Origin of the sequence: Flavobacterium sp. LHD-85, assembly GCF_030929595.1 — a bacterium.
GTDB lineage: Bacteria > Bacteroidota > Bacteroidia > Flavobacteriales > Flavobacteriaceae > Flavobacterium.
In genome coordinates this window covers 912,263-926,046 of sequence record NZ_JAVFVR010000001.1, presented here as the reverse complement: position 1 = coordinate 926,046, position 13,784 = coordinate 912,263, and the positions used below count along the sequence as shown (strand labels likewise).

General features: G+C 35.7%; 8 protein-coding genes. 3 read left to right on the top strand and 5 right to left on the bottom strand.

Features of this window, described 5'->3' with window-relative positions; translation table 11 throughout:
- Window positions 1-131 precede the first annotated feature (131 nt).
- Complete coding sequence (dnaE, locus tag RB618_RS03955; RefSeq protein ID WP_308067573.1) at window positions 132-4,667, top strand: DNA polymerase III subunit alpha; 4,536 nt, start codon at window positions 132-134, stop codon at window positions 4,665-4,667.
- A 177-nt stretch (window positions 4,668-4,844) separates the two neighbouring features.
- Entirely contained in the window at window positions 4,845-5,816 is a 972-nt protein-coding gene (locus tag RB618_RS03950; protein WP_308067572.1) for an outer membrane beta-barrel protein, read from the top strand.
- Between the two features lie 118 nt (window positions 5,817-5,934).
- Here the strand turns inward: RB618_RS03950 and RB618_RS03945 are convergent, their stop codons facing one another.
- The 4 genes from RB618_RS03945 to RB618_RS03930 all read right to left on the bottom strand — a co-directional run bounded on the left by RB618_RS03945 (window position 5,935) and on the right by RB618_RS03930 (window position 12,129).
- Window positions 5,935-6,930 (bottom strand): Gfo/Idh/MocA family oxidoreductase, encoded by a 996-nt coding sequence (locus RB618_RS03945; protein ID WP_308067571.1) that lies wholly within the window; start codon window positions 6,928-6,930, stop codon window positions 5,935-5,937.
- A 226-nt stretch (window positions 6,931-7,156) separates the two neighbouring features.
- Window positions 7,157-9,265 (bottom strand): prolyl oligopeptidase family serine peptidase, encoded by a 2,109-nt coding sequence (locus tag RB618_RS03940; RefSeq protein WP_308067570.1) that lies wholly within the window; start codon window positions 9,263-9,265, stop codon window positions 7,157-7,159.
- 140 nt (window positions 9,266-9,405) lie between these two features.
- Window positions 9,406-11,613, bottom strand: coding sequence for a TonB-dependent receptor domain-containing protein (locus RB618_RS03935; RefSeq protein ID WP_308067569.1), 2,208 nt, complete (start codon window positions 11,611-11,613; stop codon window positions 9,406-9,408).
- 162 nt (window positions 11,614-11,775) lie between these two features.
- Window positions 11,776-12,129 (bottom strand): hypothetical protein, encoded by a 354-nt coding sequence (locus RB618_RS03930; RefSeq protein WP_308067568.1) that lies wholly within the window; start codon window positions 12,127-12,129, stop codon window positions 11,776-11,778.
- Window positions 12,130-12,354: 225 nt separating this feature from the next.
- Between RB618_RS03930 and RB618_RS03925 the strand changes: the two genes are divergently transcribed.
- The gene (locus RB618_RS03925) at window positions 12,355-13,059 is read left to right on the top strand and encodes a porin family protein (RefSeq protein WP_308067567.1); all 705 of its coding nucleotides are present in this window, start codon (window positions 12,355-12,357) and stop codon (window positions 13,057-13,059) included.
- On the opposite strand, the gene RB618_RS03920 is transcribed toward RB618_RS03925, so the two are convergent.
- Complete coding sequence (locus RB618_RS03920; RefSeq protein WP_308067566.1) at window positions 13,054-13,659, bottom strand: hypothetical protein; 606 nt, start codon at window positions 13,657-13,659, stop codon at window positions 13,054-13,056. The two genes, RB618_RS03925 and RB618_RS03920, sit on opposite strands and share 6 nt — an antisense overlap.
- Window positions 13,660-13,784: the final 125 nt, after the last annotated feature.

Here is a 13,784-nt window from a genome sequence, read left to right as displayed (position 1 = left end):
TCTGTAAAAAAAGCGTAAATTTGAATTCCTCCGATTTTTCATTTCGCATTTTGTTATGTTTCATGTTGTCAATGTTTTGCAATGTGTAAGATTTGGAATTTGGAGCTTAAAAATTTGACTTTTACAACTCTATGTATTTAATATTCGATACCGAAACAACCGGATTACCAAAACGCTGGGATGCCCCGATTACCGATTCTGACAACTGGCCTCGCTGTATACAAATTGCTTGGCAGCTTCATGACGAAATGGGACAGCTTGTCGAACATCAGGATTATTTGGTAAAACCTGAAGGATTTAACATTCCCTATGATGCAGAACGTATTCACGGAATCTCGACTGAATTGGCTGAAGCCGATGGAATCACTTTGGCCGAAGTTTTAGAGAAATTCAATATTGCTTTAAGCAAAACCAAATATATTGTTGGTCAGAATTTAGGTTTCGACGTTAATATTATGGGAGCCGAATTTCATAGAATGGGAGTGGAGTCTCAAATGAGTTCTATGCCAGTTTTGGATACTTGTACTGAAGTTACTGCTTCATTATTACAGCTTCCGGGAGGTCGTGGAGGAAAATTCAAACTTCCTACGCTTACCGAATTACACAGCTATCTTTTCGATCAGCCATTCGCGGAAGCGCACAACGCAACTGCCGACGTTGAGGCAACTACGCGTTGTTTCCTTGAATTGGTTAGAAGAGAGGTTTTTACTAAAGAGGAATTAGACGTTCCGAAAGAATATTTCAAAGACTTTCAACAACGAAATCCAGAGCCATTTAAATTAATTGGTTTAAAACACATTAATTTAAAAGCGGCTTCTGATAAAATTAGAGAACAGCTTAAAGCTTTAGCTGGAGAAGACACCCAAAATGTTGTTTCAGAAGAAGATAAAGCTGATTTTAAAGCAGCAAAATTTGCGCATTTACATAATCATACACAGTTTTCGGTACTTCAATCTACTATCGGAATTGGGAATATTGTTGCGGCTGCAGCCAAAAACGGAATGCCTGCGGTTGCCATGACCGATACTGGAAACATGATGGGAGCTTTCCATTTTGTGAGCGCTGTTATGAATCATAACAAAGCCGCTTCTGGAAAAAATAAAGCCTTAGTTGAAGCGGGTGAAGAACCAACAGAAACGGAAGTGAAACCAATTGTAGGTTGTGAATTTAATATCTGCGAAAATCACTTAGATAAAAGCAAAAAAGACAACGGTTATCAGGTTGTTTTGATGGCTAAAAATAAAGCGGGTTACCACAACTTGGCCAAAATGGCTTCGATTGCTTATACAAACGGATTTTATTATGTTCCTAGGATTGACCGTGCGATTGTGGAGCAATATAAAGGAGATATCATGGTTTTGTCTGGGAATTTATACGGAGAGATTCCAAGTAAAATATTGAATATTGGTGAAAACCAAGCAGAAGAAGCTTTAGTTTGGTGGAAAGAACAATTTGGCGAAGATTTCTATCTGGAAGTGATGCGCCACAATCAGGAAGACGAAAATCGTGTGAATAAAACCCTGATTGAGTTTGCTAAAAAACATGATGTAAAGTTAATTGCTACTAATAATACTTATTATTTAAATAAGGAAGATGCCAATGCGCACGATATTTTGTTGTGTGTAAAAGACGGTGAAAAGCAGGCAACGCCTATTGGGCGTGGACGTGGCTACCGTTACGGACTTCCAAATCAGGAATACTACTTCAAGTCGCAAGACGAGATGAAAAAACTCTTTGCTGATTTGCCAGAGGCCATTATCAACATTCAGGAAATTATAGATAAGGTTGAAGGATATTCGCTTTATCGTGACGTATTGCTTCCGAAGTTTGATATTCCGGAAGAATTTGTCGATCCTGAAGACGAAAAAGACAATGGGGTTCGTGGTGAAAATGCTTATTTGCGAGACCTTACAATGCGAGGAGCTGAAAGAAGATACGGCGTAATAACCGAATCTATTCAAGAGCGTTTGGATTTTGAGTTAATGACGATTTCAAACTCAGGTTATCCGGGTTACTTTTTGATTGTACAGGATTTCATTGCCGAAGCTAGAAATATGGACGTTTCGGTAGGACCTGGTCGTGGTTCTGCAGCGGGTTCTGCCGTTGCATATTGCCTCGGAATTACCAATATTGACCCGATTAAATACGACTTGCTTTTCGAGCGTTTCCTAAACCCTGACCGTGTATCGATGCCCGATATTGATATCGACTTTGATGACGAGGGTCGTGGTCGTGTAATGGAATACGTAATCAATAAATACGGCCAAAAACAGGTGGCTCAGATTATCACGTATGGTAAAATGGCAACTAAATCGGCTATTCGTGATACGGCTCGTGTATTGGATTTACCATTATTTGAAGCTGATAGAATTGCGAAATTGATTCCAGGTATGATGCCGTCAAAATGGAATTTGGCGCGTTTTATTTCGGAGAGTGAAGACGAGGTAAAAAAAGCGCTTCGTTCAGACGAATTTGATAATGTAAAAGAATTAATCGCGATTGCCAATGAAGATGATTTGGCTGGAGAAACCATTCAGCAGGCAAAAATCCTTGAAGGATCGATGCGTAATACGGGAATTCACGCTTGTGGAGTAATCATTACGCCATCGGATATTACGAATTATGTTCCTGTAACAACTGCAAAAGATTCCGATTTATATGTAACACAGTTTGATAACTCGGTTGCCGAAAGTGCCGGATTGCTGAAAATGGACTTCTTGGGTCTGAAGACCCTTACGCTGATAAAAGATACCGTTAAGCTGGTAAAATATAGAACAGGAATTGAACTGAACCCAGATACTTTCCCGATTGATGATGAAGAAACGTATGCGCTTTTCCAAAGAGGTGAAACTGTTGGAATCTTCCAATACGAGTCACCTGGGATGCAGAAATACATGAAAGATCTGAAACCAACGGTATTTGGAGATTTAATTGCCATGAACGCATTGTATCGTCCGGGACCTTTGGAGTATATTCCGTCTTTCGTTCGAAGAAAAAATGGCGACGAGGAAATCAAATACGATTTAGATGCCTGTGCGGAATATTTATCTGAAACCTACGGAATTACTGTTTACCAAGAGCAGGTAATGCTTTTGTCTCAGTCTTTGGCAGGATTTACAAAGGGTGAGGCCGACGTCTTGCGTAAAGCGATGGGTAAGAAACAAAAGGATGTACTAGATAAAATGAAACCGAAGTTTGTTGAACAAGCTGCTGCAAAAGGTCACGATGCCAAGATTCTGGAGAAAATTTGGAAAGACTGGGAAGCCTTCGCGAGTTACGCCTTCAACAAATCGCACTCGACTTGTTATGCTTGGATTGCGTACCAAACGGCTTATCTGAAAGCGCATTATCCTGCAGAATATATGGCGGCGGTACTTTCGAATAACATGAACGATATCAAACAAGTTTCGTTCTTCATGGAAGAATGTAAACGTATGGGATTACAAGTTTTGGGTCCAGATGTAAACGAGTCATACTATAAATTTACGGTAAACGATGATTATGCAGTTCGTTTCGGAATGGGAGCTATCAAAGGTGTAGGTTCTGGCGCTGTAGAAACCATTGTAGAAAACAGAAAAGACGGAAGATATAAATCGATTTTTGATTTAGCGAAGCGAATTGATTTGCGCGCCGCTAACAAAAAGGCGATTGAAAATTTAGCACTTGCTGGAGGTTTTGATTCATTTGAAGGAACAACCAGAGCACAATATTTCCACGATGATGGAGACGGAATTACGTTCTACGAAAAAGCAATGCGTTATGGATCGAAATTTCAGGAAAATGAAAATTCGTCTCAGGTAAGTTTGTTCGGAGAAACTAGCGAAGTACAAATCGCTGAACCAGTTGTGCCTCCATGCGAAGACTGGAGCACAATGGAAAAACTGGCCAAAGAAAAAGAAGTTGTTGGAATCTATATTTCGGGACATCCGCTTGATGATTTTAGATTTGAAATGAAATATTTCTGCAATTCTCGTTTGGAAGCGCTGAAAAGCATGAATGAATATGTCGGCAAGAATTTAATGTTTGCCGGAATCATTAATAACGTACAACATCGTGTTGCCAAAAACGGAAAAGGCTGGGCAGCCTTCAACTTAGAAGGTTATGATGAAAGTTATGAGTTTAAGATTTTTGGGGAGGAATATTTAAAGTTCCGCCACTTCTTGATTCAGAACAATTTTGCCTTTTTGAAAATATTAATCAAAGACGGATGGGTCAATCACGATACAGGAAAGAAATCCGATCCTAGAATGCAGTTCGTTGAGATTCGCCAGCTGCAGGATATTCTGGAAGCTTTTGCTAAGAAATTGATTGTTCTTTTAAATATCAAAGATCTTCATCCGGAGTTTATTCATAAACTGAGCCATTTGTTTGCTGAAAACAAAGGGGAGAATTCTGTGACTTTTGAAATTATGGAATTAGAAAAAATAAAGCGCTTGGTTGAGGTAGAAACGCCAACCGATTTTGAAGCCGAAGATGCTGTTTTTGAAGCTGAGAATGAAAATGAAGATAGCGCGATGGAAGATACTAAGATTCAGGAAGTGAATGAAATTGAAGAAATAAAAGTGGTAACCAAATTAACGATGCCGAGCCGTCGTCTGAAGGTTAAAATTTCAGCTGAATTATTGCAGGAATTGGAGAAAATGCAGATTAATTTTAAACTAAACTAAAAAATTAACAGTTAAAATTTAAACATATGTTAATTTTTTATGTTAAAAATATGCATGCATAATACTTTTTTAGTAATATTGCGCCAAATTACAACGTTTTCGTTCCAAGTCTAACTTTACAAATGGTAAGAATGTGTTAAAATATTCTATGTTTGTACTAATCAATAAATCAAAATTATGAAAAAGAACCTATTTTTATTAGGATTATTAGTTTGCTCAATGGCTACAATGGCGCAAACAGAAAAAGCAGAGAAACCAGAAAGCTGGTATTTCAAATTAGGAGGATCATATTTCAATCAAACAGCTTCAACTGAGTTTCCAGAAGTGGGAGGTCAGGCACCAAACAGAGATGTATATTCAGGTACTTTAACTAACAATAAATTAGTTTCAAGAGAAAGCATAACAGGTTCTTTTGGGCAAGGTTTCAGAAGTGGTATTACTGCTGGTTACCGTTTTTCTACTCGTTTAGGAGTTGAAATGTCTGCAAACTATTATATCAGTAATAGCAAGACTATGGCTCAAACAACAGATAGACTTTATGGATACGATCCAGCTACTACTGCGGCTACATACATTAGTTTTACAGCTGAAGGACAAATCAAAGCATTTGATTTAGCACCTTCTATTGTAATGTTTTTAGGTGATGCTCATGGTTTTGAACCATATACTAAAGTTGGAGTTATTGTGCCAATTCACGGTACATTAGATATTAAAACCGATAGAGAGCTTTTAACTTATGTAGGGGCTAATCAAGTAGCTAAAAATAATATCTATTCTAAAGATGTTGTAAAACCAAATCCAACAATTGGATTTATGGCAGCGTTAGGAACATCTTATAAATTAGGAAAACGCATTTCTGCTTTCGCAGAGTTAGAATACCGTAACTTTACTGTTCATGGTAAGACTAAAGAAACTACAGAATATACAGTAAATGGACAAGATGCGTTAGCAACTAGAAATACATCACAGAGATATACAAATTATCACAAGAAATTAGATGTAAATTCTAATAATGTATTGTTTAATCCGAACACTGCAACACCAGATACAGCTGATACAACTAGACCAAATGATAAAATGGACGAGTTAAGTTCTTATGTTGGAATTTCTGGTTTAGGATTAACATTAGGTGTGAAATACAGCCTATAGTTTTTCCATTTTTTTTATAGTTTATAGTTTAAAAAAAAGAGGATATTCGAAAGAATATCCTCTTTTTTATGCGCATTTTCTGTGATTTCTCATTCCTCGAAATGATAAACAGTGACATCTATTTCGAATTCTCTCTAAACTCTTTCAAAACTTGATCAATAACCCAAGTGGTTCTGGCACCAGACGTTCCTTTAGATGGAGAAGCACCTTCATTTCCTAATAATTCAGCAATAACAGTTTCAATAAACGGTTGTTGAATGTGAAGCGGATTTTCTATAATAATGGTTTCTTTTTCTCCATTTGCATATTGAATATGTAGCGGGTCATTTCCAAAAGTAGAGAACGAGATTTTACCTTTATCACCTACAATTTCAGTGTTATCGTAACGTTCAAAACTTGCAAAATTCCAAATGCCAGATCCGTGAATTCCATTTTCAAATAAGAATGACATTGAAACCGCATCTTCGGCAGGATAAGCCATTAATTGAGAAGTTGCATGTCCACGAACTGATTTTATAGGGCCTAAAACAAAATCTAGGAAATCTAAAGTATGGCAAGCTAAATCAACAAAGATTCCACCTCCTGAAATATGCGGTAAAACAGTCCACGGAAGATTGATTTCGTCATCGTAACGTGCTTCAAAAGGATGATACAAAACACAATTGACGTGTCTGATTGTTCCTAATTTTCCTTGATCAATAATTTCTTTTATTTTTAAAAAACGAGGTAAAGCTCTTCTGTAATAAGCAACAAACAAAGGAACGTTATTTTCTTTACAAGCGCTGATCATTTCGTTGCATTCTTCAAACGTCAAGGCCATTGGTTTTTCTACATAAACTGGTTTTCCAGCTTTAGCGCATAAAATAGTATATTCTTTATGAGAAGATGGAGGAGTGGCGATATAAATGGCATCAACATCTGGATCATTTATTAAATCTTCAGCATTCGAATACCATTTTGGAACGTTGTGACGTTTGGCGTAATCTTCAGCAAGAGCCGCATCTCTTCGCATCACTGCAACTAAAGCCGAATTTGGAGCTTTCTGAAAAGCGGGTCCGCTTTTAACTTCGGTTACATTCCCGCAGCCTATAATTCCCCATTTTATAATTTCCATTGTGTAAATTTTAAGTTTCTCAAATTTAAAAAGGTTTGCCACGAATTGCACTAATTTCCACGAATTTATTTCACGCAGATTTTAAATGATTTGAGCAGATGCGCGCAGATTTTTTTAAATTAAATCGACTTAAATCTGCAAAATCTGCGTGAAACAAAAAAAGAAAGCCACGAGATTCAGAAAATAATTCGTGAATTCGTGGCTTAAAAAAAGTTAGTTTAAAATCTTACTTCGAAGGCAGAGCTTTAAAACCCATATTATAAAGTGTAAAAGCTTGGATGTCCACGTTCTCTTGAATCGTAGCGGCAACAGATTTTCCTGCACCATGTCCTGCTTTAACATCAATTCTAATTAAAACTGGATTTTCTCCTGTTTGTTTTTCCTGTAATTCAGATGCGAACTTAAAACTGTGTGCAGGAACTACACGATCGTCATGATCTCCAGTAGTTACCATAGTTGCAGGATAATGAGTTCCTTGTTTTACGTTGTGAACTGGAGAATATCCTTTTAAGTATTCGAACATTTCTTTGCTGTCTTGAGCAGTTCCATAATCAAAAGCCCATCCTGCACCTGCTGTAAATGCGTTGTAACGAAGCATATCCATAACTCCAACAGCTGGTAAAGCCACTTTCATTAAATCGGGACGTTGAGTCATCGTTGCGCCAACTAATAAACCTCCGTTAGATCCTCCGCGAATAGCTAAATAATCAGATGAAGTATATTTTTGAGCAATTAAATATTCTGCTGCAGCGATAAAATCATCAAATACATTTTGCTTTTGAAGTTTTGTTCCCGCATCATGCCATTTTTTTCCGTATTCACCGCCACCTCTTAAATTGGCAACTGCGTATACGCCTCCGTTTTCCATCCAAACTGCATTAGCAATGCTGAAACTTGGAGTTAAGCTAACATTGAATCCGCCATATCCGTAAAGGATTGTTGGGTTTTTACCATCCAGTTTTGTTCCTTTTTTATACGTAATAATCATCGGAACTTTTGTGCCGTCTTTAGAAGTATAGAAAACTTGTTTAGACTCGTAATCTTCGCTTTTGAAATCTACTTTTGGTTTTTGATAAACTTCAGATTTACCAGATTTTGGCTCCAAAGAATAAATGCTTCCTGGAGTTGTGTAATTGGTAAAGCTGTAGTATAAAATTTTATCTTCTTTTTTGCCGCTAAATCCGCCCGCAGTTCCAACAGCAGGAAGTTTGATTTCGCGAACCAGTTTTCCGCTGTAATCGTATTGCTGTACAAACGAAACAGCATCTTTACTATAATTGGCAAAGAAATATCCTGCACCAGTTGAAGGCGATAATATATCTTTGGTTTCTTTAATAAAATCTTTCCAATTCTCCGGTTTCGGATTTGTCGCATCAACCGTTACAACACGTTTGTTTGGAGCATTAAGATCGGTTTCTATAAACAGTTTGCTGCCTTCATTTTCAATAATTCCACTGTCGCTGTTAAAGTTGTCTAAGATGGTAACAATTGGACTGTTTGGCTTGGTTAGATCTTTAATATACAATTCATTTCCGTAAGTCGAATTAGCTGCTGTAATTACCAGATAACGATTGTCTTCAGTAACATATCCTCCTACATATCTTCTTTTTTGATCGGCGCCAAAAATTACTTTATCTTCTTTTTGAGGACTTCCCAGTTTATGGAAATACAATTTGTGCTGATCTGTTTTGGCAGATAATTCACTTCCTTTAGGTTTGTCATAGCTAGAGTAGTAGAAACCTTCATTTCCAAGCCAAGAAATTCCACTGAATTTTATATCAACCAAAGTGTCTTCTAAAACTTTTTTAGAAAGCGCATCAATGATAATTACTTTTCTCCAATCGCTTCCTCCTTCAGAAATTGAGTAAGCCGCTTTGTTTCCGTCTTTAGAAAAATTTAAACCTCCAAGCGAAGTTGTTCCGTCTTTAGAAAAAGTATTCGGATCTAAGAAAACTTCTTCCTTTCCGTTTTCATCTTTTCTATAAACTACAGATTGATTTTGAAGGCCGTTATTTTTTGAATAATAAGTGAATTTTCCTTCTTTGAATGGAGCTCCGATTTTTTCGTAATTCCAAAGTGTTTCCATTCGTTTTTTAAGCTCGTTACGAAAAGGAATTTTATTTAAATAATCATAGGTAACGTCGTTTTCAGCTTTTACCCAAGCACCCGTTTCGGCAGATTTGTCATCCTCTAACCAACGATACGGATCACTTACTTTGGTGTCGAAATAAACATCAACAGTTTCTCCTTTTTTAGTTTCTGGGTATTGCATTTTGCCTTGTCCAAAGGAAACCCCTGCGGTTGTAATTGCCATTAATAAAAATGTTTTTTTCATAGTTAGTTTTTATCTGTTGTAACAAAAATAGCACTTTTTGTTGTGAAAATTGAAATGAAAAATTAAACCATATAAGTGATGTGAGTTCATTTAAACGTTTTGCTTAATTTTACATATATGACTTATATGGTTTGAAATTGTTACAGATTAAAATTAACGCCCAAAACGATATTTCTTCCAATATTCGGAATACCGTCTGTTTTTAATCTAGAAAGGTGTGCAATATATTTTTTGTCAAATAGATTGTTTCCGTTTAAGTTAATGTCGAAAGCTGTTTTTCCTAATTTAACTGTTCCTCCAAAACCTAAATTTACCAAAGTGTAACCTTTAGAAGCTGTTTCGAAACCGCTTACATTGTCTTGGCTGAAGGTTGAAGAAACATTTAGCGAAGCAAAACCTTCGCTTAGCCAGTTTTTGATATTAAATTCAGTTCTAAGTGTATTATTCCAATTATTTGCAGGAATCAAAGGCAAATAATCTTTGTTTTCTTTTTTGCCTGTAACCGTTTCAAAACTAGTTTCAAAATGCAGCCAATCTAATGGATGCGGGTGAAAGTGCAAACCAACTTCACCTCCGTATAATTGGGCATTATCTTGAACATAAGCAAAAACATCATTATCGTCTAGAACTTCTCCTGTTGGCGAAGTGTAGATATAGTTGTTTACATGATTATAGAATCCGTTTACGAAAAACTCAAAGTGTGAGTTTTTGTATTCTAAGTTTAAATCGGTCTGAACGTTTTGCTCTGTTTTCAGATTTGCATTTCCAATTTCGTATCTATTTGTTCCTTCATGAACACCGTTTGAAGTTAATTCTGCTAAGTTTGGCGCTCTAAATCCTGTAGCAACATTTAAACGAAGCGTTAATGGTTCCGCTAATTTTGTTTTGTATCCTAAAGAGGCATTAAAACTGTCAAAAGATCTATCAAGTGGCAAAAAATATCCTTCTTCGCCTTCAGTTCCGTGTGCGATTGAAGTAATATTTCTGTTGTCAAAACGCAATCCGGCTTGAATAACGCTATTGTTCCATTCGTAATTTGCAGTTCCAAAAACACCAAAATCGTTCGTTGTAGCATCTGGAATTAAATATTCTTCTCCAGAATTTTTATTGGTCTGATGCATTCCTTGAACGCCTAAAATAGTTTCAATTTTTCCGAATTTAGGAAAATGATATTTAGCATTATAATTGAAAGTGTTCAATTTCATGTGTAAAGACGCTTCGTTGCTGTCTTCAAATTCGCTTCTGTCATTGGCAATGTATCCTAAATCAACATCAAGTTTAGAGTTTTCAAAAAAGATAACATTGTTTAAACTCAATAAGTGGTTGAAGATTCCTTGTCTAGGAAATTGAGTGTCTTTGCTCGAAGATTGTTCTGCAATTCCATCTTCTGGAATTCCAATATCCAGTTTGTTGTAGTTGTATCGTAAAACACTTGAAAAAGTTGAATTGCTGTAACCGATTCCAGTTTTAAAATCAGTTTCGTTATAGCGAGAATTTGTTACACGGTCTCCGTCAGCAATTTTGTAATCAGAATGCGTATTGTAGCTTCCTCGCGCTAAGAATTTCCAGTTGTCAGTAGAAGTTTTTAATCCGATAGAAGAATTGCTCCCTTGAGTATTCGTAAAATATTTTTGGCTGAAATTGGCTTTAAAATCGCCAGCATCAGCAAATTTTTCAGGATTGAAATATAAAACACCTCCCAAAGCATCAGAGCCATATAATAAAGAAGCAGGACCTTTGATCACTTCAACACTTTCAATTCCTGCATCGTTTAAACCTAAACCATGCTCATCTCCAAATTGCTGATTTTCGATACGAACACCTTGAGAATAAACCAAAACACGATTACCGCTTAATCCACGAATTACGGGCTTTCCGATAGATGTTCCTGTTGAAATCTGAGAAACTCCAGGAATTGTTGCCAAACCTTCAATCAGAGTTGAAGTTCCTTTTTGCTGTAAAGTTTTAATGCTTTCGTGCTCAATTTTCATTACGTTTTGCGATTGTAATTTATTGAACGGAGTAGAAACCACAACTTCATCCATTTCTAAAATTGATTCTTCAAGAGTAATATCTAAAGTGTTTTGCTTCAGTAATTTTGCAATTGTTTTGTTTTGATTGGCATATCCAACATAAGTAAAAGCAATGCGGAGGCTTCCATTTGGAAGATTATTCAATTCGTATTTTCCGTTTGCGTCTGTAGTTGTTCCTTTATGTAATTCTGGAGCGTAAACAGAAACTCCTGGCAAAGGATTATTTTGATTATCGGTTACGGTTCCTGAAACCGAATTTTGAGCAGAAAGCATGCCCGAAAACCCTAAAATAAGGGCAATTATAAATTTTTTCATTTGAAAATGATGCTATAGTTAAATGGAATTTTTTCTTCGAATGAAAATCAAAAACGTACAATAAAGCATTCTGATCCTGATTGATAAAATAGGATTAGGAAACTCAATGTTTTTTGAATTTTAAATTAAAAGAAATGTGATGTTTTTTCGAATAATCGAAACTTAAGAAACTATAGCTGCAGGCGGCCCTCGCAAGAAATACGAAGGGTTTGAAATAGAAAAAATCTTCTCTGAAAATGGGAAGAAATAAGGTGTTTCTCTATCAAATGAATGAAATTCAAAAGAGAAATTTTGAGGAAGAACAAAAGATTCAAAAGCAAAATGGCAAACAAAACAAACGTCATAATCATGGTGCTGGTGCGTGATTTCGCCACTAGGATCATTATAATTATGATGGCACTGTTTTTCTGAAAGCTGTTTTACAATATGCTCATAACTGTGTATCGACTGAAACAATATCGAGAACAATATTGTTACAGCAAAAGATAAACTTAATATGAGCTGCTTTTTCTTCATGCTCTGCAAAGGTATAAAAGATAAAAACAAAATTGATTAATTTTTTATTTCAGCAAGCTGATTTATTGAAAATAATGCAGCAATTAATTTTATTTGCAGTCAAAATGAGAATATTTTTACTTCGCATCTTTACCGCAGAGCGCATTATATTATATTTGTATGTGAAATAAATGTGATTCAAAAAGCGTTTATTTGTAATTATCTCTTTAAAAACCGAACCACGATATGCGAATTATTTTTAGCTGCTTATTTTTACTCACTTTTTTTAACTCTTTTGCGCAAGAAGACGTTAAACCTGAGATAAAACCAGTTATAAAGATTGATTCTTTGTATCGAGAAGATCAGTTTTATTTTTCGGTTACCTATAATCTGTTTACCGATATTCCAATCGATTTTAAACAGAATAAGTTTTCTCTAGGACTTTCAGGTGGTTTTTTGCGCGATATGCCCATTAATAAATCGAGAACTGTTGCTATCGCTGCGGGTTTAGGTTTAAGCTATCAAAATTATTATCAGAATCTTACTATTTCTGAGGACGGATCAGGAAAAACAATATATGGAGTAAACGATTACGGGCAATTTGTTTCCAACCGTTACAGACAATATTCGGTAGATCTTCCAATCGAATTCAGATGGCGTAATTCGACTTACGAAAGCACTAAATTCTGGCGTATTTATGGCGGAGTAAAATTAAGTTATGTTTTTTCAAATGCTTCAACTCTTGATGATGGCGAAACAACATATAAAATCAAGAACAATGTTGATATTAATAAATTTCAGTACGGTCCCTATCTAGCTGCTGGATATAACACCTGGAATGTTTATATTTATTATGGACTAAGTCCGTTGTTTAAGTCAGCAACAACTTTGGATGGTGAAAAGATCAATATGAAAACCTTAAATGCGGGATTGATCTTTTATATTTTATAGCCACAAGTATAAAAACAAAAGCTGAGGCATTATTCCAATAAACAATCCAATTAATATTTCTCTAGAAGTATGCGCATTCATTTCTAAACGGGATGAAGCCACAATTCCTGACAGTAAAATAAGTAAAGCCGGCCAATACGGATTATGGAGCTGAAGATGAATGTTTAATCCGATAACAAAAATCGTTAAACCCGAAACAGCAACCATGTGAAGACTTGCCTTTGTTTTGAAAAGCACACAAACTAATGCCAAAATAGTACTAAATAAAGCAGCAAGGAAAAAGAAATGAAGTTCAGGATAACGGGTAATTACAATACTTCTTTTTACTAATAAAATATACAAAAAGCATTGCAGAATTAGCGGAATTGTTCGTTCTGAAGTCTGGCTCAGCATTATCGATTTTACATGTCCTGTTGATTTTAGAAGTAAATAAAATAAAATAGGAACGACGATGTTAATTACTAAAATCTGAATTAGAACAAAATACTTTTCATTTGTGCTGAAAACATCGTCTTTGTAAAATAAGTAAAACAAAGTTGCGTACAGTGATATAAAAATCGGATGTAATATATAGGAGAATATTGGAAGTACTTTTTTCAAAACATGGAAAATTTGTAGTGTAAAAACAAATATAATCAATAAATGTTTTCTGCCACGAATTACACGAATTCACACGAATTATTTTTTTTGCCAAAGATTTCAGGTTTATAATCTGGGATTATCCT

Coding starts and splice junctions, on each gene's coding strand:
- dnaE (WP_308067573.1), top strand. CDS start 132: ATGTATTTAATATTCGATACCGAAACAACCGGATTACCAAAACGCTGG.
- RB618_RS03950 (WP_308067572.1), top strand. CDS start 4,845: ATGAAAAAGAACCTATTTTTATTAGGATTATTAGTTTGCTCAATGGCT.
- RB618_RS03945 (WP_308067571.1), bottom strand. CDS start 6,930: ATGGAAATTATAAAATGGGGAATTATAGGCTGCGGGAATGTAACCGAA.
- RB618_RS03940 (WP_308067570.1), bottom strand. CDS start 9,265: ATGAAAAAAACATTTTTATTAATGGCAATTACAACCGCAGGGGTTTCC.
- RB618_RS03935 (WP_308067569.1), bottom strand. CDS start 11,613: ATGAAAAAATTTATAATTGCCCTTATTTTAGGGTTTTCGGGCATGCTT.
- RB618_RS03930 (WP_308067568.1), bottom strand. CDS start 12,129: ATGAAGAAAAAGCAGCTCATATTAAGTTTATCTTTTGCTGTAACAATA.
- RB618_RS03925 (WP_308067567.1), top strand. CDS start 12,355: ATGCGAATTATTTTTAGCTGCTTATTTTTACTCACTTTTTTTAACTCT.